The 23,316-nt window shown below is 51.3% G+C and carries 22 protein-coding genes; all 22 read left to right on the forward strand.

Going from position 1 to position 23,316, the window contains the following annotated elements:
• Nucleotides 1-9: 9 nt before the first annotated feature.
• The 22 genes from HZA73_01645 to HZA73_01750 all read left to right on the forward strand — a co-directional run bounded on the left by HZA73_01645 (nt 10) and on the right by HZA73_01750 (nt 23,316).
• A complete protein-coding gene (locus HZA73_01645) occupies nt 10-639 on the forward strand; it encodes a PIG-L family deacetylase (GenBank protein MBI5804731.1) in 630 nt (209 codons plus the stop codon).
• Nucleotides 640-677: 38 nt separating this feature from the next.
• The gene (locus HZA73_01650) at nt 678-1,364 is read left to right on the forward strand and encodes a WbqC family protein (GenBank protein MBI5804732.1); all 687 of its coding nucleotides are present in this window, start codon (nt 678-680) and stop codon (nt 1,362-1,364) included.
• Nucleotides 1,365-1,371: 7 nt separating this feature from the next.
• On the forward strand, nt 1,372-2,355 hold the full coding sequence (locus HZA73_01655) for a glycosyltransferase (protein ID MBI5804733.1): 984 nt from the start codon (nt 1,372-1,374) through the stop codon (nt 2,353-2,355).
• The gene (locus HZA73_01660) at nt 2,355-3,326 is read left to right on the forward strand and encodes a methyltransferase domain-containing protein (GenBank protein ID MBI5804734.1); all 972 of its coding nucleotides are present in this window, start codon (nt 2,355-2,357) and stop codon (nt 3,324-3,326) included. Before HZA73_01655 ends, HZA73_01660 begins: the two co-directional genes overlap by 1 nt.
• Entirely contained in the window at nt 3,323-5,137 is a 1,815-nt protein-coding gene (locus HZA73_01665; GenBank protein ID MBI5804735.1) for a glycosyltransferase, read from the forward strand. The genes HZA73_01660 and HZA73_01665 overlap by 4 nt, the downstream gene beginning before the upstream one ends.
• An 81-nt stretch (nt 5,138-5,218) precedes the next feature.
• Complete coding sequence (locus HZA73_01670) at nt 5,219-6,370, forward strand: glycosyltransferase family 4 protein (GenBank protein MBI5804736.1); 1,152 nt, start codon at nt 5,219-5,221, stop codon at nt 6,368-6,370.
• A 3-nt stretch (nt 6,371-6,373) separates the two neighbouring features.
• The gene (locus HZA73_01675) at nt 6,374-7,402 is read left to right on the forward strand and encodes a polysaccharide biosynthesis protein (GenBank protein ID MBI5804737.1); all 1,029 of its coding nucleotides are present in this window, start codon (nt 6,374-6,376) and stop codon (nt 7,400-7,402) included.
• Between the two features lie 3 nt (nt 7,403-7,405).
• The gene (locus HZA73_01680) at nt 7,406-8,257 is read left to right on the forward strand and encodes an SDR family oxidoreductase (protein ID MBI5804738.1); all 852 of its coding nucleotides are present in this window, start codon (nt 7,406-7,408) and stop codon (nt 8,255-8,257) included.
• A gap of 10 nt (nt 8,258-8,267) precedes the next feature.
• Complete coding sequence (locus HZA73_01685; protein MBI5804739.1) at nt 8,268-8,669, forward strand: hypothetical protein; 402 nt, start codon at nt 8,268-8,270, stop codon at nt 8,667-8,669.
• A 589-nt stretch (nt 8,670-9,258) separates the two neighbouring features.
• Entirely contained in the window at nt 9,259-10,536 is a 1,278-nt protein-coding gene (locus HZA73_01690) for a glycosyltransferase family 4 protein (GenBank protein ID MBI5804740.1), read from the forward strand.
• Nucleotides 10,533-11,354, forward strand: coding sequence for a class I SAM-dependent methyltransferase (locus tag HZA73_01695; protein MBI5804741.1), 822 nt, complete (start codon nt 10,533-10,535; stop codon nt 11,352-11,354). The genes HZA73_01690 and HZA73_01695 overlap by 4 nt, the downstream gene beginning before the upstream one ends.
• A complete protein-coding gene (locus HZA73_01700; protein ID MBI5804742.1) occupies nt 11,351-12,454 on the forward strand; it encodes a glycosyltransferase in 1,104 nt (367 codons plus the stop codon). The genes HZA73_01695 and HZA73_01700 overlap by 4 nt, the downstream gene beginning before the upstream one ends.
• A 149-nt stretch (nt 12,455-12,603) precedes the next feature.
• Entirely contained in the window at nt 12,604-13,359 is a 756-nt protein-coding gene (locus HZA73_01705) for a methyltransferase domain-containing protein (GenBank protein ID MBI5804743.1), read from the forward strand.
• A 201-nt stretch (nt 13,360-13,560) separates the two neighbouring features.
• Nucleotides 13,561-14,367, forward strand: coding sequence for a class I SAM-dependent methyltransferase (locus HZA73_01710; protein MBI5804744.1), 807 nt, complete (start codon nt 13,561-13,563; stop codon nt 14,365-14,367).
• A 106-nt stretch (nt 14,368-14,473) separates the two neighbouring features.
• Nucleotides 14,474-15,373: a class I SAM-dependent methyltransferase gene (locus HZA73_01715; GenBank protein ID MBI5804745.1), complete on the forward strand. Its 900-nt coding sequence runs from the start codon at nt 14,474-14,476 to the stop codon at nt 15,371-15,373.
• 16 nt (nt 15,374-15,389) lie between these two features.
• Entirely contained in the window at nt 15,390-16,013 is a 624-nt protein-coding gene (locus tag HZA73_01720) for a class I SAM-dependent methyltransferase (protein ID MBI5804746.1), read from the forward strand.
• 20 nt (nt 16,014-16,033) lie between these two features.
• Nucleotides 16,034-17,194, forward strand: coding sequence for a glycosyltransferase family 4 protein (locus tag HZA73_01725; protein ID MBI5804747.1), 1,161 nt, complete (start codon nt 16,034-16,036; stop codon nt 17,192-17,194).
• A gap of 190 nt (nt 17,195-17,384) precedes the next feature.
• Nucleotides 17,385-18,842 (forward strand): oligosaccharide flippase family protein, encoded by a 1,458-nt coding sequence (locus tag HZA73_01730; protein ID MBI5804748.1) that lies wholly within the window; start codon nt 17,385-17,387, stop codon nt 18,840-18,842.
• A 65-nt stretch (nt 18,843-18,907) separates the two neighbouring features.
• Complete coding sequence (locus tag HZA73_01735) at nt 18,908-19,957, forward strand: glycosyltransferase family 4 protein (GenBank protein MBI5804749.1); 1,050 nt, start codon at nt 18,908-18,910, stop codon at nt 19,955-19,957.
• The gene (locus HZA73_01740) at nt 19,954-21,114 is read left to right on the forward strand and encodes a glycosyltransferase family 4 protein (GenBank protein ID MBI5804750.1); all 1,161 of its coding nucleotides are present in this window, start codon (nt 19,954-19,956) and stop codon (nt 21,112-21,114) included. Before HZA73_01735 ends, HZA73_01740 begins: the two co-directional genes overlap by 4 nt.
• A complete protein-coding gene (locus HZA73_01745) occupies nt 21,083-22,546 on the forward strand; it encodes an O-antigen ligase family protein (protein MBI5804751.1) in 1,464 nt (487 codons plus the stop codon). Before HZA73_01740 ends, HZA73_01745 begins: the two co-directional genes overlap by 32 nt.
• Entirely contained in the window at nt 22,543-23,316 is a 774-nt protein-coding gene (locus HZA73_01750; GenBank protein ID MBI5804752.1) for a glycosyltransferase family 2 protein, read from the forward strand. The genes HZA73_01745 and HZA73_01750 overlap by 4 nt, the downstream gene beginning before the upstream one ends.

Here is a 23,316-nt window from a genome sequence, read left to right on the forward strand (position 1 = left end):
GGTTGCCTCATGTTCAAAAAAGTGCTGGTGCTGGCGCCCCACACCGACGACGGGGAGTTCGGCTGCGGGGGGTTCATGGCCAAACTGCTGAAGCAGAAGGCCCAGGTGCATTATGCCGCGTTCTCCTCGGCCGAAAAATCGCTGCCCAAAGGGGCCGATCCCGGCACCCTTAAAAAGGAGCTGCAGGCGGCCCTGGACAGCCTGGGGCTTAAGAAACAGCACCGGTACATTTATGATTATCCGGTGCGTGATTTTCCCCAGCACCGCCAGGCCATTCTGGACGACCTGATAAAGTTGAAAAGAAAGATCGATCCCGGTCTGGTGCTGATGCCCTGTTTCAACGATACCCATCAGGACCATCTGACCATTGCCCAGGAGGGTTTCCGGGCCTTCAAGGACCGCACCATCCTGGGTTACGAGATCCCATGGAACAACAAGACCTTCGAGACCCAGTCCTTCGTTCTGCTGGAGCCGAAGCATATCGAAGCCAAGATCCGGGCCCTCAAGTGCTATAAGTCACAGCTGGGGCGGTTTTACGCCAATCCGGAATTCATCAGGGCGCTGGCCACAACCAGGGGGACCCAGATCGGGGCCAGATACGCCGAGGCATTTGAGGTTATACGCTGGGTTCTCAAGTAACTTCAATCGGGTTATCTGATGCCAACCACAATAAAAACATGATCGTCGCCGCTCATCAACCGAATTACCTGCCGTGGGCGGGCTATTTTTATAAAATGGCCCGCTGCGATGTCTTTGTGTTCCTGGACAGCGTCCAATACTCACGCACCTCTTACACCGCCCGCTGCTCCGTCAAACAATGCGACGGTCGGGCCAGCTGGCTTTCGGTGCCGGTGCTCAAAAAGGGCCGGTATTTTCAAAACGTCAACCAAGTGGCCATAGACAATCAACGGCCGTGGCAGGCCGAGCACCTGAAAACCCTGGAATCATGCTATTCCCGGACGCCTTATTTCAAAGAATGCTCCTGGCTGCTGGATATGGTTTATCGGCAAAATTGGGAGAACCTTTCGCAGTTGAACCGGACGGTGATAGTAAGGCTGGCTGAGTATCTGGGTATAAAAACAAAATTCATAAATTTATCCGAATTGAAAATCGAAGGAAAATCCACCGAGATGCTGGTCTCGGCCTGTCTGGCGCTTAAGGCCCGGGAATATATCTCAGGGTCCGGCGGCCAGAACTACCTTGATAAGGAACAGTTCCAGCGGGCCGGCATAGGGCTTACCTATACAAAATACCAGCCCCAGCCCTATCCCCAGCTTTGGGGAGAATTCGTGCCCGGTCTGTCAGTAATGGATATGCTGTTCAACTGCGGTTCGGAAGAAATCAAGAATTTTATCCTCCTTTGAGTCTGATATGAAAATCATCCTGGCCGGAGTGTTCAATGTTCCCTGGTCCACCAACCATTTCATGAAGAAGCACCTGGAACGGCTGGGGCATCAGGTATTGCCGTTAGAGCTGGACTGGTCGCACCCCCGCCCTTTGGACATGAACGAAAGGTTGTGGTTCAAACTATCCTCCTCAGTCAAAGCTCAAGCCCTCGGCAAAAAACTGCTGGGACTGGCCCGGTCCCAAGTACCTGATGCCGTGATCGTAGTCAAAGGAAAGCGCCTGGACCCGGGGATCACAGAACAACTGGCCCGGCAGATGCTGGTGGCCTACCGGTACATGGATGCTCCGCTCCACCAATATGTGGCAGGCCATTCCAAAGCCAGCCATCTTGTCTTTGTCACCGGCAAACATCTGGTAGAACCATTATCACTGATCACCGGACAGAACAATGTTCACCACCTGCTTGAAGGCTGTGACCCCGAGGTCCATAAACCCGCAGGTTATGATGGCAACTATGCCTGCGATGTGGCTTTTGCGGGGGCTCCGGCTCCCGACAGGATAAATCTCCTCAGAGCCTGTCGCCAGGCGGGGTATAAGGTAAGGATCTGGGGCCAGCCGGGCTGGCCTCGGGATCTGGGTTACACCGGGAATTTCGCCTACGGCGAAGTATTAGCCAAGGTCTGCGCCTCGGCCAAGATCGTCCTGGGAGTCAACAACCGCAACGATCATCCCGGCTACTTTTCCGACCGGGCTTTGCTGGTACTGGCCTGCCGGGGTTTTCACCTATCCCACTATGTTCCGGGGCTGGAAGACTATTTTGACAACCTCAAACACCTGGCGTGGTTCAAGGATCAATCAGAAATGCTGAGAATCATAAAAGAATATATTCATAATGATTCCGGCCGGGCAGGTATTGCCGCCGCCGGGCAGGCATTGGTCTATCAAAAACATACCTGGGAAAGATCCATGATATCCATGATGGAAATCATAGAACAGAAGAAACGCTGATGCGCCGGCAACTGCTGGAAATACTGCAATGCCCAAGCTGCCGTAAAAGCGACTGGCGGCTTGAGTCACTAAAGGAGGACGGCCGGGAGATCCGCCGGGGAAGCGTGGTTTGTCTGGTCTGCCGCAATATCTATCCCATAAACAACGGAATTCTGGATTGTCTGGTTAGGTCCCATCCCTGGATAGAGAGCGCTCAAAGAAGCTATCGCCGCTCAAAGGTCTCTACCGCCGATAAATGGAGCCGGGAACAGCTGGCCCGCCGGGAGCATCTTGAAAATACTTACACCAGCGACAGCCGGATCAACTTTGCCCAGTTGATCGATCGACTGCCGGCCGGAGGTGGCTGGGCCCTGGACCTGGGCGCCGGGACCGGTTGGACCACTTCTCGGATAGCGGCCCTGGGCTATAAGGGCATTGCCCTGGACATCAGCACAGACAACAAGCTGGAGCTGGGAGAATGTTTTTTCAGCCCCAATATTTATTTCGACCGGATACTGGCCGACATGAACCGGCTTCCATTCAAAACCCAGTCGCTGTCCCTGACGGCCGCCTCGGCCGCTTTGCACCACAGCTATGACCTGAGCGGAGCGGTCCGGGAAATAAGCCGGACGCTGATCCCCGGGGGCCGGCTGGAGCTGGCCAATGAGCCGGTGAAGGGGCTGGCCGAGGCCTTTTTGCCCAAGCCCGCCATCGAGGACGAGGATGTCAAGGAAGCCAGCTATTCCCTGGCCGCCTGGCGGGGGGTCTTGGCCAGTTGCGGATTTGAAAGCAGGGTGTTTTTCCCCCAGAGTATTCAAATGCGGTTGGAGAAAAACAATTTTAATCCCCGGCACAAATTTCTCGTTGCCGCCCGGGCGGTTTCCGGCCTGGCCAGATCGGCTCCGGGACTGCTGTTCGGTGGATTAAGCCTTAAACTGGGCCATCTGCTGTTCGGACTGCCCTTGTCGCTTTCGGCCAGAAAGGTTAAATGAAGCCAGGCTTTTCCATAATAATTCCCACCTACAATACTCTTCCTTATCTGAAACTTTGTCTTAAAAGTTTTAAGGAACACTCGGCATATCCCCACCAGATAATAGTCTGCGCCGACGGCTGCAGCGACGGCACCAATGAATATCTTAAAAACTATCCTGGGATCGACAAGGTCATCCTCGGTAAAAACCAGGGCATCTGCAGCGCCACCAACCAGGCCGCCCGCCTGGCCGACCGCGAGTATCTGTTCCTGGCCAACGATGACCTGGTTGCCTCCCCCGGATGGGATGAAGCCTTGATGTCCATGGCCGCGTCTGACCGGGTCTTAAGCGGGGTCCAGGTAGAGCCGGGGTGGGTGCCGGTGGCGCCCTGTCATATCAAACGGGATTTTGGGCAGACCTTCGAAGAATTCCGGGAACAGGAATTCTTAACCTATGCCGGGGCCGAAAACCGGCAGAAACAGGGGGCTTTTGAACCGGGGGTCAATTATCCCTTTTTGATCCACCGGAGATTATGGGAGCAGCTGGATGGATTGGACGAGCGCTTCAATCCGGGCCCCGGATCGGATCCCGATCTGTTCTACCGTCTGGCGCTGAAAGAGACGGAATTATTAAGGGTCCGCTCCAGCCTGTTCTACCACTTCGGCGGCCGGGCCTCGCGCTTTGCCGGAGAGATGGGCCGCCAGTCCGATGCCTGGAAACAGGCCGCCGCCGCCAGCCGCAGGGTTTTTACCAAAAAATGGGGAAGGCCCTGGGATTTTGGATTTGGACAGGCGCCAAAAATAAAAAGGCCGGGGTCGCTGGCCTTTTTCGTCTGGGGAGGCATCGGCAACATGATCATGGCACTGCCGGCCATCGAGGCCGCCAGGGAGGAACTGCCCAACACCAAGATCACGGTCATCTCTCAAAAGCAAGCCATGCTCTCGTTGCTTCCTTCCGGGATGCAAAAAAAACTGGCGATAGATGATCCACAATACCGGGGTTTGAAGGGAACCTGGAAATTGATCCGAGACATCAGAAAACTAGATCCGGAGATCACCTTTACCAGCTCGCCTTTTCCAGGTATCAGATACTGCCTGGCTGCCCTTGTTTCCGGTGCCCGTGACAGGGTGTCGCCGGAGCAGAGGAAATATGATCTTTGCAACCTGAAAATACAAGCCGCATCCCGGCATTATCTGGAACGCAATCTGGAAATGCTGCGGGCGGCGGGCATCGACCGGAAATTTCAGGGCTACGGCCTTTCTCTTGCCCCGGAGGAGATAAAACAGGCAAAGGGATCGCTGCTCCGGCTGAAAATTGAACCATCTAAATTGATCGGCCTGCACCCGGGGGCAGGGAATTCCCAAAAAAGATGGTCCAAAGAGAACTTCATTATCTTGGGAAAATCCCTGACTGACCGGGGATTATCCCTGATGGTCTTTGGCGGCCCGGAGGAAAAGGGATTGGCGGAAGATGTGGCTTTAAAGGTCGGACCTGGCGCAGTTTCCATGGTTGGCGGGCAGGATATTAGGGCCACGCTGGCCCTGATCAAACACTGCCGAGCCTTTGTTTCCAATGACAGCGGGCTGGCCCACTGCGCTGCAGCGTTGCAGGTTCCCACACTGACAATCTTCGGTCCCACCGACACGGCCTTAAGCCGCCCTTACGGTCCGTCAGCCAAGACCGTTAAAAGCCAGGCAGAATGCAGTCCCTGCTATCGCCCAGCCAACAAGTACGGCTGCCGGGAACCTGTTCCGGTATGCCTTTCCCGGCTCTCCCCGGATAATGTTTTCATTGAATTCCAAAAATTGTATAAATCCTTCAGGGCCTGGTAAAAAAATGTGCATAACCAGGCCTATTTTATTGACTTTATAAGCATCTTATGTTAACATAATCTGTTATAATTCAAGGTTATAGTGAAAGTTTTATTTTTTGATCATTCTCAGGTTTACGGCGGCGCCGAGAAAAGTCTGCTGGCATTTTTGCCTCTTTTAATTGAGCCGGTAGAACCTATTCTATTACTGGCGGAAAACAGCAGGATAGTTCCCGAAGCGGCCAAACTAAAGATCAAATGCCGCACTATAAGCATTGGTCCCAGACTAGCCAATATAACCCAGAGTAAGGCTTTATTCCAAGCATTGGATCCAAGGTTCTGGATGGAATTGGCCAAAGCCCAGGCAGAATTCTCGGAGATATGCCGGATTGAAAATCCGGATATTTTATACGCCAATACATTCAAGGCTGCAGTATTCATTGGATTTTATAAAAACAAACAAAAACGGCAGCTGTTTTGGCACATCCGCGATATATTTGCCGGTATAGGGGGGATACTGCTATGGTGCCTTGGGCTGTTGACACACCCTAAAATCATAGCCGTGTCCCGGGCCGCCTCCGTCCAGCCTTTTTTGTCCTGGCCGGGATGCCGGCCGCAGGTGGTATATAACGGGATCGATCATCTGCAGTGGCGCCAGGAAAGCGAAGAAACAAGCGGTCTGGATACAAAGGCAAAGCTCAAAGTTGCGCCTGGTGAGATTCTGATAGCCTGCTTTGGGCAGCTGACCCCATGGAAGGGCCAGGAACATGCGATAACCGCGCTGGCTGTTCTCATAAAAAAGGGGATACTCTGTAAGTTACTGTTGGTGGGAGACGCCGTATTTGCTGACAAGTCATATCCCCAGAAACTCAGGGTTCTATCCAGCCGCCTTGGGGTTAGCGGCAGCGTGGTTTTCAGTGGTTGGATGGATAACCCCGCTCCCTACATGACGGTGGCCGATATAGTGGTGCACATGCCGGTCAAGCCCGAGCCTTTTGGCCGGGTGCTGGTGGAAGCCATGTCCCTGGGCAAGCCGGTGGTGGCTGTCAGGTCCGGGGCCATACCCGAGATCATAGAAGACGGCAAGACCGGGATTCTATGCACTCCGGGTGAGTTGCCGTTCATATTGGAAAAACTGATCTACGACCCCGGCAAGGCCAAGGTCATGGGGGAAAAAGCCCGGCAAAGAGCGGAGCGGCACTTCGGAATTGCTGAAACAGCAAAAGGCATCCAAAAAATATTGACGGAGATTTGAGCGATGAGGGAATTCGTCAAAGGAAAGACAATTCTGGTAACCGGAGGCACCGGCTCATTTGGGCACCAGATAGTGTCCACCATCCTGAAGTTTTCTCCGCGCGAGGTCCGGATATACAGCCGGGACGAGAAGAAGCAGGACGACATGCGGTACTGGTTCAACAACGACCCCCGGCTGCGCTTTATCATCGGCGATGTCCGGAACAGAAAAACGCTGGTATCCGCCAGCGCCGGGGTGGAGCTGTTATTCCATGCCGCGGCGCTGAAACAGGTGCCTTCCTGCCAGCACAATGTGATGGAAGCGGTGATGACCAACACCCTGGGGGCCGCCAACGTGATCGAAGCCTGCGTGCAGAATAAAATACCGGAAGCGGTGGCCATCTCCACCGACAAGGCGGTGAAGCCGGTGAATGTGATGGGTATGACCAAAGCGCTGCAGGAACGGTTGTTCATTACCGCCAATATCAGACCGGATGCCGCCAGCACTGAATTTCAGATCGTGCGCTACGGAAATGTGCTGGGCAGCCGGGGAAGCGTGGTGCCCTTGTTCAAAAAACAACTGCAGGCCGGAAAGCCCCTGACCATTACCGAGCCGGAGATGACGCGTTTTATCATAACATTAAAAGAGGCCATTTGGCTGGTTTTTACGGCCATGCGCGACGGGGTAGGAGGCGAGATCTTTGTATTAAAATCCAAAGCCCTAAGTATAGGGGATCTGGCGACAGTAATGGCCGGCGCCAGCGGTCAAAAGCTTAGGTCCAGGCAATTGGGGATGCGTTCCGGGGAAAAAATGCATGAGATCCTGATCTCCGAAGAAGAATCGCTGAGATGCCTGGAGCACAAGGATCACTTCATTGTGATTCCGGAAGTGAAAAATGAGAAGGCCGGGCGGCACTATAGCAAAGCAAAGTATTTCAAAAAGCCGTTTGAATACAGTTCCGATGCGGCGGCCCGGATGAGCCGGACAGCGATACAAAAGCTTTTGGGGCAGGAAGGATGGCTGGACTTAAAAGATAAGGACGGGGAGATATAACGATTGAAGGTTCTGATCACCGGAGGCTCAGGCATGCTGGGGAGGGCCGTAGTCCGCAGACTTTCCCGGGAATGTCAGGTAAGCTATACCGTGCATCGTACCGGCTTCGAATTCAAAGGAGCCACGGCCATTCCCTGTGATCTGGCCGCCGGTGATCTGACTTTGCCGGCTTTTGATGCCGTAGTGCACACCGCTGCCCAAACCGACGTGGATTTCTGCCAGAGCAATCCCGAAGAAGCTTATAAGGCGAATGTCCTGGCCACCAGGAACCTGGTTGCGGCCTGCCCCGGCGCATATTTTATCTATATCTCCACCGACTTCGTATTCGACGGACAAAAAGGACTTTACCGGGAAATTGACCAGGCCAGTCCTATTTCGGAATATGGCCGCACTAAATATCTGGGGGAAAAGGAGATTCCCGTTTCGGGTTGCGCCGTAAGAACCAGCATTTACGGAATCCTGGGAAATGAAAAAAAACCGACCTTCATTGAAAGATCACTGGAAGGGTTGGGGAACGGCCGGGAAATATACGGCTTTGAGGATCAATGGTTCTCGCCAGTATCCATTTACAATCTGGCCGAGATGCTGACCGAGATCGTTGAACAAAGGCCAAATGGCATCCTGCACCTGGGGGGACCGGAAAGGATTTCCAAATATCAGTTCCTGCGGCAGCTGGCCGCAAGCTTCGGGTATCCAGAATCGCTGGTAAAGGCCAATTCATTCTCCAACCATAAATTCCTGGCTCCCCGGCCCAGGGATGCTTCCCTGGATATTTCAAGGGCCAGGTCATTTCTGAAGACCGGATTTTGCAGCCCTGCCGAAAGCTTCGAACAGATTAGGGACAAGTTAAAATGAGGGCTGTAAAATGAATTCCAGGAAACTTGACATAAAGACCGACGAGCGCGGTTGGCTGGCAGAGATTCTAAGGCAAGAGGACCTCCATCCCGGCAAAGAAGCGTTCGGGCAATTCTTCATCACCACCGCCCACCCCGGTATCTCCAAGGGCCATCATTACCATCTGCGCAAACACGAGTGGTTCTGCGTCATCAAGGGGCGGGGGCTGCTGGTGTTCGAGGATATCGAAACCGGGCTAAGGCGGGAACTGGAGATCGGCGAGAACAACCTGGCGACAGTGGAGATCCCTCTGCGTACAGCTCATGCCATCAAGAACATCGGAGATGAGATGATGTATTTGCTGGCCTACACCGACGAGCCGCACGACCCAAACGATCCGGACACTTACGCCAGAAAGGTGGAATTTAGATGAGCGGAATCAGTCCCTGGGAAAAAACTGCGCCAGCGTTTCTGGCCACAGAAGGATTTCTTTCACCGGAGGAAGGTGAGTTCCTGTACCGCCGGGCCGGAGCATGCCAAGGACAGGGAGCGGTAGTGGAGATCGGATCCTGGAAGGGGCGGTCCACGGTCTGCCTGGCTGCCGGAGCCCGGGAGGGCGTCAAAATATACGCCATAGATCCCCACTCCGGTTCCAGCGAGCACAAGCAGCAAATGGGCTTGGTCAATACTTTGGACGAATTCAAGAACAATATCAAAAAGGCCGGAGTTGATCGGGAAGTGATTCCTTTGGTGCAAACTTCGGAACAGGCGGCCCGGGAATGGAAGGGTCCAATAGATCTCTTGTTCATAGACGGAGCCCACGAGTATGAACTGGTAAAACAGGATTTTGAACTTTGGAGCCCTTTCTTGAATGAGGGGGGGACCATAGCTTTCCATGATTCCGTAGACTGGCTTGGTCCAAAGAGGCTGGTCCGCGATGAGATCTTCCTGAAACCGCAATATGCCGAGGTGGGCGTGGTGGGGTCAATCACCTACGCGAAAAAAGTGAAGAACTGCGGCCCGTGGCAGATGCTGAAAAAAAGATGGAAACTATTCCTGAAACACTTTTACGATTACGGGCGCACCCACACTCACTCAGTTCCTGGTTGGATCAGGTTTTTGGGAAAAAGAGTTCTATCAAGGATTTGATGCCTATTCCAAAACCCATAAATATACTTTTCTTTTCCCGGGTGCCTAAGATCGGAGGAGGGGAAACAAGCCTTTTGGCCATTCTTAAAGGGCTTGATAAAATCAGGGAAATTCCGGTATTTGCCGCCGTTGAGGATGGCCCGTTGACCCAGGAAGTTAAAAAGCTTGGGGTTAAGGTAAGATTTTGCGGTCCGGTTCCAACCGGTTTATTGAGCATAAGACCTAAGAGTGTCTTCCGGAAAATCATATATGTTCTTGGCGTCGGACCGGCTTTGTGGCGGTTGTATAGAATATTAAAGGATGAAGAGATAGAAATCGCCCATGCCAATGAAGCGTTGGAAGCCGCTTTCTTATGTCTGCCCTGTTTTGCGGCCGGCGTACCCCTGATCTGGACGGTGAGGAACCTGTTCACCATGAGACCGCTCTACAGGTTTCTCTATTTTTGGAGTGCGGCAGTTATGTCGGTATCACAGGCTGCCGCAGCTCCTTTGGCATTTCTGGAACAAAAAAGAGCAGTTGGCGGGCTTAAACCAAAGGTCAAGGTGATCTACGAGGGGATAGATGTTCCTTCCCTGACAAAACCACCTTTTGGAAGAAAGCCATACACCTCGGCCATCATTGGCCGGCTGTCGCCCGACAAAGGCCAGGAATTATTTTTAAAGGCCGCGGCATTAGTGTCGCAAAAAACCGATCAGGTAAAGTATTTGATTGTCGGCGACACACATTTGGGAGACCCGGAATATGCCGGGTTTTTGAAAAGGCTGGCCCCGGATCTAGGTTTAAGGGATAATCTTCGATTCACCGGCTTTGAATCCGACATTTGGAAATTGTTGTCTCAAGTTGATGTAGTAGTCATGGCCTGCCCCATTGAGGCATTCGGCCGGGCCACCATCGAAGCCATGGCTGCCGCCCGCCCGGTAATTGGCATCAGAGCCGGCGGGACCGCAGAGATCATTGTGGATGATGTGACGGGGAGGCTGATAGCCAACGATCCGGAAGAACTGGCCCGGGCCATGCTGGAGCTGTTGGGCGATCCGCAAAAGGCAGCGGCTATGGGCCAAAACGGCCGGAAAAGAGTTGAAGAAATATTTACCATCCAAAGTATGGTGGCCCAAATCACGGAATTATATCGGGAGATTTTAAAAGCATGAACCAAAACACCCCTCAATTGTGGGACCATCTTTGGAAGATAAATACTCCCGAAGAGGATATTTATTGTCTGACCAAAGAGGAGTATACGGTTCGATGGAGAAAGATCAAAGACCGGGTAGAAAAAGTTTTTGGATCATTTTCCGGCCTTAAAGTGATAGAAATTGGCGCCGGGGCCGGCACGTATGCCGCCTTAATGGCCAGACAGGGAGCCGAGGTTACCATACTGGATTATTCTGCAAGAGCATTGGATAAAGCCAAAATATTTTTCGAGCGAAATCAGGTAAAGGCCAATTTCATTTTACAGGATGCCCTGAATCTTCCTTCCGGGTTGCTGGGCAAGTATGATGTTTCCATGTCCTTCGGCCTGACCGAGCATTTTTTGGGAGAGCAGAGGCTGGCCATCAACCGGATACATTTAGATGTTTTAAAACCAGGCGGCGTAACTTTTATTTCGGTTCCCAATAAATACAGCCCGCCATACCGGCTCTATAAATTTGTGGCCCAGCTTACCGGAAAATGGCTGGTGGGCGAAGAATATCCATATTCCCGGCGCGAATTGTTTGCGCTATGCCGTAAACTGAAAACAGAAGAAGGCCAGGTTTTCGGAGAGTCTTTGAGACAATCCGGATATTTTATGGGGCTTTTAAATCCCTGGCGGCTGGTCAATAAATTCCTGCTGAAGCGTGAAACCGTTGAAAGTCCTGCAAAAGCAGATATCTCTGACATCAAGCCGGAACGGCCGACCATTTGGGACGATCATTTAAGCTATGCGCTGGTGCTGTATGCCAGAAAACCCGCCGCAGCGGCAGACGCATGATGTTTGAAGCCCAGAATAAGGATATCTGGTTCATAATAATGGGCGACGAATCTTCGTCCGATGCCCAGCGAGCAATAAATCTGGCCGGCCACTGGCTTCGGCTTAAACCGGTTTTTGTGTTCTGTCATCCGGGTGGGGCAAGATTAAGAGATATCTGGTTTTCGATCTGGAAAAAGAGGCCGGCAGCGGTTTATTGTTTTAGCTATAACTATTTCATTTTAATGCTGGCCCTGGGGTGCAGGATATTTTGGCCCCGGCTAAAATTTGTGTTCGATACCGGAGATCTGGCTTATAAATTATCCAAGCTATTTTTTTATACCCGTCTTCAAACCCATCTGCTCGGTATATATGAATGGCTGATCCTGCGGCTTGCCAGCGCTGTGGTGGTAAGGGGTCGCTGGCATGTTGAGTATTTGAAAAAAGGGGGACTTAAGAATATTCTGTTGATCCCTGACGGGGTGGATCTGGCAGAAGTGCGGGAGACGAATTCCAGTGCGCTTAAGGAAAAATTGTTTGGCCCCGGTTCTTTTGTGGTAGGGCTGGTAGGCTTTTTGCTTTGGCCAAATAATCTGGGTGTGATATGGTATGGGTGGGACCTGCTGGAAGCAGCCCGGCTATTAAAAGATACCCCTATAAAATTCGCTTTGGCGGGTTACGGGCCGGGACAAAATGAATTTGAGACAAAGATTAAAGAATACGGGCTGGAAGATAACGTGCGTTATCTGGGCAGGATGTCCCGGGAACAAACTTCGGAATGGATTTCCATGTTCGATATAGCGCTTAACACCCAGCCTAACGCGGATGCCTTTTGGGTGCGCACCACCGGCAAGTTGCCGCTGTATCTGGCGGCCAACCGTTATATTTTAACCAGCGACGTGGGCGAGGCCCATTATATTTTGCCCCAAGAAATGCTGATCCCATACCAAGGTCTTGTGGATTTAGATTATCCGCCCCGGTTGGCTCAGAAAATATTGGAATTGTACAATAACCGCCAAAAACTATTTTTGGGGGATGGCGGCCGGAGATTGGCCGACGCACTGTTTTCCTATGAAAAACTTTCCGTTTTATTGGAAGAGGAATTAATAACTTCAGTACTATGACCTCACCGGTGTCAGACGGCTACAATACCGGAGAAAGGGCCACCCTAGTGGTTACTTATATTTGTCCCCGTTGCCGGGAAGGGCTTGAAATTGGGAAAATGGAACTTAAATGCAATCGCTGTCTCGTAAGTTACAGGATCGAAGAGGGAGTGCCGATCTTATTGGATGAGGAGGGCTGCGGACAATACTATCAATTCTACCAGCAAGATGCCCAAAGGATAGACCATGTTGTTCTGGAAGAACTATCCTTTTTCAGGCAAAAGCTGGAAACAGTGGTGGAGCGAATGTTACGGGTAAGCGCCGAAAAAAACGCCGCTATTCTTGACGCCGGATGCGGTGACGGGGTGTTGTTGAAGATGCTCAAAGAAGCCGGTTTTACAAATGTATGGGGAGCGGATATCTCTCCAAACAGAGCCCGCCGGGCTTGTACGTTAAACGGGGGGCGGGTGGTGGTCACCGACCTGGAGAAGACCGGCCTAGGCCCGGGTAGTTTCAAAGTTATCATCGCTTCGGAGATACTGGAGCATGTTCCGGATGTGCAGATATTTTTGTCCAATTGCCGGGCCATGCTTTGCCCCGGAGGATCGCTGATCATAACCACGCCCTCGGCCATAAGATGGAAGGATTGGCCCCGGAGGCTATGGTCGGGAAAAAAACTGAAAGACTTTTCAAAGGACCCGGGACACCTGAGGTTTTTGGATAGAAGTGAGCTTTTCAAAATGTGCCGTGCAGCCGGCTTTGAAAAAACATGGTCGTCAAGCGCATCGATCTTGCCGGAAAGGATCTGGGAATACCTGGAAAGGGATATTCCCGGGGCTTATAGAACCTGCGACCGGTTTTTGCGCTCCGTGCCGGTGGTAAACCAAGGAGGATCTTTTATCATAGCCCAATTCGCGAAAAAGTAAACCCGGCCGGTTTCATTATGAATGTCAGCTAATCCATGGGCACCCAGGGAAGTGTTTGAGATGTTTTTGATATCGATTTTGCAGATATTACCAAGTCCTGTGCCGCAGAAAACTTGAATGTTCAGCGGAGCAAATAGATTCCGATTAGACCACAACGATCAGAATAAACCATGACAGCACATAACACGGATTCGATTTCCCATGCCGGACCGAAGTGTGCTACTGCCATTATCACAGCCCGATGGGAGAAATCAGATGCCACTGACATTTGAAGAACAACGCTACGAGGTTGAGCATAATCTGGGTTCTCAATATACCCGTCACCAGCTTTCAAAACTGGCGGCTCTTAGAGGCGGCCGGGTGCTGGACATTGGCTCCCAGACGGCGGATAATTTGGAACCCTTTGAACGGCACGTTCTGTTCGGATTTGACATAGAGTTTACCAGGGAAGCCAGCCAGCGCAAGAAAAACGTAATATTTGCCAGCGCCACCGTCACCGCCATACCTTTCAAGGATTGTTCTTTTGATGTGATATTGATGAACCATGTGCTGGAGCATATCCCTGATGAGGATCTGGCCCTGCAAGAGGCCAAAAGGGTCCTAAAGAATGACGGTTTGCTTTGGCTGGCTTGCCCCACCTCATACTCCGGAAAGCTAAAGCCCGGCGAAGCCGAGAGGCACGGGCACGTCAGGGCCTATAACCGAAGATCGCTGATCATGGCGGCTCAAAAGCATTTGGCCGTTTGCGGCGCTCAAAACCCCGGCAGGGTATTGTGGGCATATCACCATCTGCTGCTGCCGTTTTTTGTATACGTCAACCGGGTCCAAATGAAACTGCTGGGCGATAAAAAACTGCTTTGGCAAAGATGGTGGATGATAAAAGTGATGAACCCTTTGGTAAGGTGGGTGTCTTTTCCTCTTGAAGACCTGATGGCACCTATTCCTTGGTGGCCCGGAGACTTATTTTTTGACGGCAATACGGCCTTGATTCTGCGTAAAAATGAATAATCGCAAAAAAGATAAATCTCAGCAGGAGTGGCTGGGACAACTCCTCCCCCAATATTTAACCCGTCGTTTAGCCTGTACCAATTGTCTGGGCAAGCTCCGGAGCAATTTGGGCAAGTTTGAGTGCCTGGAATGCGGCCAAAAATTTGAAATTCAAGACAGCGTGCCGGTATTTTGGAATTCTTCCGACGAGTTCAAACACTTGGAATCAGATTATTATGGACGTGAGGCTATTTCCCCCAGCGAATCAAGCGTCTTCAGAAATTATTACCGCTTTACTAAATATGAACGGAAGATAAAAGAAAAAGCCATCTCTTTTTTAAAGCCGCACAGCCTGATACTTACCCTGGGCGGCGGGGACGGCAGGCACGGGGTATCTTTATGTCAAATGGGGCATGAGGTTTTGGAAACTGATCTAGCTCCCAGGGCCGGTTTTGCGGCCGCAGTAAAATTCCGGGAAGCTAATTGTAAGCATCCCTGGGCGGTGGCGGCTATTGACGCTGAACAGATACCGTTTGAAGCTGAGACCTTTGATGCCGTATACATCTGCGCCGCTCTGCACCAGATGCCGGAGCGGTATAAAGTGGCGGAACAGGTTGGCAGGGTTTTGAAAAAAGGCGGCGTGTTTATTATGGCGGCCGAACCCAATGCCTGGTTTTACAAGATCCTCAGGCCATTGGCTCAATTGATGGGGATACGCTCCAAGCAGTTGTGGGGCCAATCAGTGGGCGATGAGGCCAACCGGGGAGTGAGTTATATCGATATCGTGAGGTTCTGCGAGAGGGCCGGGCTTGAGCCGTTATATATTCAGCCCAAGTTTTTTTTAACCGGATTGCTGTATCAAAGCACCGAAGCTTTTTACAGGTTGCTTCATAAAGATCACCGGGATCGTCTTGGCACCAGGCAGTGGGAAGTGGAACTGTTGACCAGGATGGATTTTATAATCGGGCTTTTGCCGGGTATTCAAAGGTATCCGTTTTACTGGACAGTGGTGGCAAAAAAAACATAAAGAGGTTGAACGCAACATGCCGTCGAGCCGATACGAACACATCTCGGATGTCATCTCCATTATTTCCCATCTGGGCTACCAGAGCTTTCTGGATATTGGCTGCGGCTTTGGCCGCTGGGGTTTTTTGGCCCGGGAGTTCGGAGACATTTATCACGGCCGCTACCAAAAACAAAATTGGCTGGTTAGGATAGAAGGGGTGGAGGTTCACCGGGATTATCTTTGCCCCCAGCACGAGCATGTTTACGATAAGATACACTTGGGCAAGATTGAGGATAAGCTTCCGGAGCTTCCCAATTATGACATAATATTTGCCGGCGATGTCCTGGAGCATCTGGAGAAAAGTGCGGCCAGCAATGTCATCGGAGATCTTTTCAGTAAGGCCAACAAAGCGTTACTGGTAGCCATTCCACTGGGTGAGGACTGGGGCCAGGGCGAGGTTCTGGATAATCCGCATGAGAGGCATAGGTCTGTTTGGAGCGAAAGCGATCTGAAAAAACTCGGGGCCAGGATGGTAAAAATATACTACCTTCCTCAAGGATCGCTTTATGCCCTGGCGGTGTGGGCAAAACCAGGATTCAAACTGCTGCCGGCGGTCCGGCTGCAGAACAGAATTAAATGCAAGATGGGAATAAGATCTTGAGGAATGTTCCGCTGGAGCAATTGAAAAAAGTCATATTGGCCACATCCAGTCCGCTGGGGCAGGAGGCGATAGGCAAAGTGGCTCAGCATCTCGCCGAAGGGCTGGCCCAGGCCGGCTTACTGTTGAGGTTTTTTCATATCGATGGCCAGCCATTAAAAAATAGCATCAAAAATTCCCGGGCCATTGCACCAGTCCGCATTCCCGTTTTGGGCCGGTTTGACTGGGGCCGGAAACTGTTGCTTTCCAGACAAGAGGCATTTTATCAAAAGAAAGTGGCACAGGAGATTTGCAGGGGAGAGTCTGGTCTTTATTACGGTTGGGTATTGCAGTCCCAGAAATCATTAGAAGCCTGCCGCTCCCAGGGAATAAAATCAGTACTGGAATGCGGCATGATCTATCCCCCCGCCTTTCGGGATCTGCTGGCAGCCGAATTCCAAAGATACAACATTCCGCTTCCCTGGCACCTCGGACCAAAAAGAGTGACAGACAGCCTGTACGAACTTGGCTTGGCCGATATCATAGCCGCACCGTCACAATTGGTGGTGGATTCATTCATCGCCAGCGGTTTCGAACCGGATAAATTTCTGATAATGCCGCCGGGTGTTGATTGCGATTACTTTCATCCTTCAGCTGTTCAGGGAACCAAGGAACCCTGGGCCCTGTACATCGGCCGTTTGGAACTGGCCAAGGGTGTCCATCATCTGATTACGGCCTGGCAGAGGGTTAAAAAGCCGGGTCGCAGGCTGGTACTCATTGGCAATTTGCAGCCTTGCTTAAAAAACTGGCTGGACGCTAATCAGCAGATGTTGGATGCCAGCGTGGAGTTGGCAGGGGTTAAAACCGACCTCAGACCATACTTTGAAAAGGCCAGGTTTACAGTGCTGCCCTCGCTGGCCGATGGATTTGGGATGGCTGTCATGGAAGGAATGGCGGCCGGCCTTCCCGCCATCGTCACTGAAAACTGCGGGGTGAAATCTGCCATTGATGATGGCAAAAGCGGGTGGATAGTGCCGGTGGCCGACACGGGCTTATTGGCCCAGAAAATGGGGGTTTTGTTTTCGGATGCAGAACTTTGTTTGCATCTGGGGAAAAATGCCCGGACTCGGGCGCTGGATTATTCCTGGCACAATTTCAAGGATAAAGCAGTGGAGCTTATCCTTCCGTATCTCCGCAAAAAATAATAGATGAGTCATAATAGTTGCCGGACTGATAACCGGGCCGGGCAGCATCTGGTAAGCCAGGGCTTTGACACCGGGCGAATAATACACGCTTAGAGGAAAAATGCAATCTGTATGGGAACAGGGATTTTGTCTGGCTATAAAAAACAGCTAAAGACGATTTGATGCTGAAAACCGAAAATAATTATATCCAATGAGCAGAGCGATTGCCCAGAAAGCCGTGAGCGGCACATTGTGGGTGGCCGGGGCCAACTATATCCGCTTTGCGGTGACGGCAGTAGCCTCGATCATTACCGCCAGGCTGGTGGCGCCGGAGGCTTTCGGCCAGTATGCCATGGCCGGAGTATTCGTTTTTTTTGCGGCCCGTTTTCAGATGCTGGGATTTGACGAAGCCTTGGTGCACCAGCCCAACCCTGTTGCCGCCCATTACTCCACCCACCGGCTTTTGAACCTAGGCATTTATTCGGCCATATTATCACTGGCTGTGCCAGGCACCTGGCTGGTGGCAAAATTCTACGGCCAGACCGTGGGACTGATATTCATCGCCTTAATGGCTGCCAGCGGATCGGCCATATTTTCCCTGACGCCCAGTGTCATATTGCAAAAAACGATGATGTACAAGGAGATCGCCCTAATCGCCCTGGCTTCCTGTTTGATTTCATCCGGGCTGATGGTTTTTACCGCCTGGTTGGGATGGGGACCCTGGGCATTAGTGGCGGGAACCGTATCCGGTATTGTGGTAGGATTGGTTGGGAACCTGCTGGTCTGCCCTTTTTCCATAGGGTGGGAATACGACAAAAATATTAAGAACTGGTTCTTAAGTTACGGCCCTTACTGGCGCTGGTTTTTGGGAATGAGCGCCCAGTCCCTGTCACAGCAGTTTGACAGTTTTACGGTGGGAACAGTCCGGGGCAACACCGAGCTTGGTTTCTACAGTAAAGCCCTGAATTGGGCGAACCTGCCGACCACCCAGGTGGCCCACGTAATCGCCTCCACAGCCTTTCCCACCTATTCCCGCCTGCAAAATAACAGGCCGGCGCTTTCCCAGGCATATCAGAAAGTGCTCTCAGCTGTTTTTCGCATCTCGCTGTGGATCGGACTGGGGATGGTGTTTTGCGCCCATGAGGGAACCATTGTTCTGATCGGTGAACGTTGGTTGCCCATAGTAAATATTTTACGCTGGCTGGCTCTGATGATGCTGCTGCGGCCATTCTACGATCTGGCCGGCGGTTTGCTGGCGGCAGTGGGCCGTCCCAAGGCGGCCATGGATGCCCTGATCTGGCAGGGGGGCTGGATGGTACTGACCTGTTTTCCCTTTGTTTATCTTTGGGGTAAAGAGGGCGTGGCCATGTGTGTGGCAGTTTCTTCGGCCGTCGGGATCATAGTGGTTTACCGCCAAGTGGTGAAGGAAGTGGATCTGAATTTCGGTAAAATATTATTAAATCCGGCCCTGGCCGCCGGTGCCGGGCTGGCACTTTCGATGTTGGCGTATCTTCCCAAAACAGATTCTCTATTGGTGTTGCTGATATTAAAGGCTGGTTTTTTGTCAATAGGGTACTTGCTTGTCATCTGGCTTTTGGAAAAAGACGAATGGATGGATTTTTGGCACAAATACATCAGGCCGGCTAAGGCCGAAATGGAGAGTGCTTGATGCGTATCCTTTTTATAAATTGGAGCCGGGTGGAATACGGGGGGGGCGAAAAACATCTGCTGGCCTTGGTCAAGGAAATGAAAAATATGGGGATTGAACCAAGGCTGCTTTGCCCCCCTCAAAGCCCATTAGCGCAAAAGGCTGCTGAAGCTGGAATTAATGTATCGGAGATCTGTCTGGATTTTTTTAAAAAAGGCGAACCCCTGCCATATATACGCTCGGTGATTTCGATATCTAAGGAAGTAAAGAAGTTTAAGCCTGACCTGATACACGCTCAAGGAGCCAACTCACTGCATTGGCTGATGCCTTTTGCTTTATTTGGCAAGATTCCCATATGCTGCAAGCTCCAGGATTTTGAAGTATCTAACCGGTTTTCCCTTTGGGCCTTGCGTAAGATCCCCGTGGTTTTTACAGATTCGGAGGCTCTAAGAAAACGCGTCATTCTGACTTACAAAATCAATGGAAATAAATGCTTGACCATAAGGCCGGGCATTGAACCTTTGACGGAAGCCGCTGCTGAACCGGTCCGGGCCATGCGGAAACGTCTGGGTTTGGGTCCAAGCGATATTGCCGTTGGCATCTGTAGCCGCATCCATCCCCGTAAGGGCCAGCATCTGTTCCTAAAAGCCGTGGATATTTTGAAGGAAGAAACCTCCATCAAATGGATCATAGCCGGGGACCGGGAAACGGCCGATCTCAATTACTTGGAGGAACTGGACACATTGATAAATAATTACAGGTTGGATTCCAGGGTGAGCTTCACTGGTTTTATTTCCGACCTGCCCGTATTCTTAAGCGCCTTGGACATAGTTACGGTTCCCTCGCAGGAAGAACCTTTTGGTTTGATCTCGATTGATGCCCAAGCCCAATCCCGCCCGGTGATCGTTTCTAACCAGGGCGGATTGCCGGAGTCGGTGGAAGACGGCCTGACAGGGATCGTCATGCGGAAACTGGATGCCATTGAACTGGCCCGCCAGGTGATGGTGCTGGCCAGCGATCCGGAGTATCGGCGCCGCATGGGGCGGGCCGGGCAGAAACGTATCGCCCAGGGGTTCACCATCCGGCAAAATGCCTTGAAAATTATTGAGCAGTATAAAATATTGGCCGGGCCATGAAAGTTCTTTTTGTTTGTCCGGCTTTCCCACCCAAGGTATGCGGAGTGGGAAACTATGCCGCTTTGTTGATCAAGGCCTTGACCGGCATGGGACTGGAGATTTCCCTTTTGACCGGAGACGATCCGGTGGATGCTAAGCAGTACGGTCTGAGCCGTGTGCATACCGTTTCCAATTGGAAGATAAGCCAAAAAACGCACATTCAAGCAATACTAAAATCTGAAAACCCGGATATCGTTCATATACAATATCAGCAGGCCTTGTTTCATCCAGGCTGGCTGGGACTTTCCCTGCCGGGGCAAATCAAACGCTGGCTGCCCAAAGCCCTGGTAGTAGTTACCCAGCACGACTTGAACTATCCTTATCTTTTCAAGGGCGCAGGCCGTTTGGGCTTCCGGAAAAAGGCCGTCCTGAGAAAGATGTGGGAATATGCCGATGCCATAATTATCGGTTATCCATCGGGGGCTGACGAAATCGCCGGTATTCATCCGGCCGTAGCCAAGAGAATATTCAATATACCTATCGGCCCGGGAATGGAAGTGGATTTGCCGGGCAAGGGCCATAAGGAAGAAGTTTGCCGTAAATATTTCCTGGACTCGAAGGCACCGCTGCTGGTTTCTTTCGGATTTATTTACCGCGACAAGGATTTCCCCCTTATCCTTAGATCACTTAAAGCACTGAAGGAAAAAAATCTAAGGACGAGTTACATTCATGTTGGTTCCGAGGGGGACGAAAAGACCTACCTGACCGAACTGATGAAGATGGCAAAAGAGTTGGGACTTGACTCCGATATCGTTTTTACGGGAGAACTTGGCGTCAGGGAAACCAGTTTTACACTATGCGCCGCCGATATCGGGCTGGCCATTTTCACCAAGAGCCAGGATTTGGGGCGCCATTCCACCTTGCCGTTGATGCTGCAGCTGGGCAAGCCATTGGTGGTGACGGATGAGCAAAACCGGCCTGAGGGCGAAACTCCCTGGGTGGCAGTTCCTGCCGGGGATTCTGAATCCTTGGTAAAAGCCATTACTGGTTTGCATATGGATCAATCACTAAAAGACAGACTCGGCGCCGGAGCCTTAGAAACATATAAAAAACATTACTCGCCGCAGGCCATAGGAGAAAAGACAGTTGCTGTTTACCGAATACTTTTGGCGCAGTGAAAATCAAAGGCGCGGATCGAATCCCCGGATGCTGCTTTTGCAGATATTCGGGTTATTGGCGCTGGTGATATCCGGATGGTTTATGGGATGGGGCATAAACAACGGTTTTTTAAGTTTGATACTGCTGTTCATCTTTGGCAGCGGCATTGCCTTTGCCGGAATAAACTATCCGTTAAATGGGCTCCTGGGACTGCTGTTGGTTACTCCTTTGATGGGCTTTATCATGAGGCTGGGAATAATTCCCAATGTGGGAGCGGCCACAGACCTCATTATGCTGGCTTGCATGGGGGGCTTCGTTTTCAATAAAAAGATGTCGATAGGTTTTGGACAATACAAGCAGCACTTGGTGGTGTTGACCATAACATATTTGTTGTGGGGTATAGTGGAGGTGATAAACCCACAGAATCCTTCTATAAGTGTTGCTTTATTTGGCTACCGGGGCGACGTTTTTCCGGCCATAACTTTTTTTCTGGCGCTTTTTTTAATTGAAGATCGGCATTTGGCGGTTCTAAAGACATTCTTTCTGGTGCTTATCTGGCTGTGCGGCCTTTATGCAATAAAACAGATGATCTTTGGCTGGACTGCAGCTGAAGCTTGGTGGATAAGAGAAACTCCGGTCTCCTCCACCGGAGGGATCCGATATTTTTCCACCATGATCAGTGCTGGAGTTTTCGGCACCTATATGCTGTTCATGTTCTTTATTTCCCTCTCATGGTTCAAGCGGGGTCAGGGATTTTTGCTAAATCTATTTTACCTGCTTACGGCATTGCTTTGCGTATTCTGCATTTTTGCCTGCCAGGTCCGCGGTATCTGGGTTGGGTTTGCGGCGGGACTGATGTTTTATCTGCTGTTTAAAAAAGGCAGCAAAATCTACCGGTTCCTGGCTTTTTCGGTGGCCGTTGCTTTCATAATCATCCTTTTTGACATTGCGGCCAAGGACACTACAGATGATCCGTTTTTAGCTATGGTAAATAGTTTAAGAAATCCCAAGGAAAGCGTCTCGGTGCAAGGCCGCCTGGGGGCACTGGCTACCACTTGGATTCCCACCGTCATGGGCCACCCATTGGGACTGGGAGCAGGTTCGGTGGGCGGAAGCCGGGGTCAGGCCCAGAGCGCATTAGGACAAAACGACAGCCGTTCGGTTTATATAACCGATAATTACTATGCTACGATCGCCACCAACTACGGCTGGCCCGGATTGTTTTTATTGCTCGCGGTTTTTGTTGTGTCGGCAGCCACGGCATATAAAATATCCCGCCGGGACGATTTTCCCCATCACTCCATGTCGGCATCGCTTTTTGCCTTGATGATGGCGGTAATCGTGCTTACTTTTTCCGGCGGTATAGAAACGATCCCGGTAAGCATCTATTTCTGGTTTTTTGTGGGGCTACTGGCCCAATGGAACAGCCGTTTGACAACGGGAGGTACTTGAGCTTGCTGGTATCAGCGGTAATAATAGCCAAGAATGAAGAAAAGTACATTGGACGTTGTCTTAGAAGCGTGGTCTGGGCGGATGAGGTCCTGGTGGTGGATTCGGGGAGCACCGACCGCACTTTGGAGATAGCCAAGGAATATGGGGCAAAAGTAATGCATCATCCGTGGCAAGGTTTTGGTCGCCAAAAGAACTGGGCCTTTGAGCACTGCCAGGGGGAATGGATAATATCACTGGATGCCGACGAAGAGATGACCACTGGTTTGGTTGATGAAATAAAGAGAACATTGCAACAAAGGCCAAAGCATTCGGCTTATCGGATTTTGCGCCGGAATTATTACAACGACAGGTTTATGCATTGCTGGTGGCCAGACTGGCAACAGCGTCTCTTTAAGAATGGTCAGGCCCGTTTCGAGACAACACCCGTGCACGAGAGATTGCTGGTCCAGGGATCCACCGGAAGTATGAAGGGTTACATGGATCACCGGGCGGTGGCCAATCTTGATGAATATTTGGCGAAATTCAACCGTTATACCACCGCCGAGGCCGTTATTCTTAAAGATCTCCAAAGGCAAAAACCCTGGGGAAATAGTTTTTTCTTGCAGGGGATTGCCAGGCCGGTAAAGACCTTTTTTGATTATTATATCTTACGCGGTGGATTTAAAGACGGTATGCCTGGCTTTTACATTTCCTTGTTTTCGGCCATTTACCGGTTTACGGCCGCCGTCAAATCCCTGGAAACCGACAAACCGCCAGCGGGGAGGCAGTAG

It is taken from the genome of candidate division TA06 bacterium (genome assembly GCA_016235665.1).
Classification (GTDB): Bacteria; Edwardsbacteria; AC1; order AC1; family EtOH8; genus UBA5202.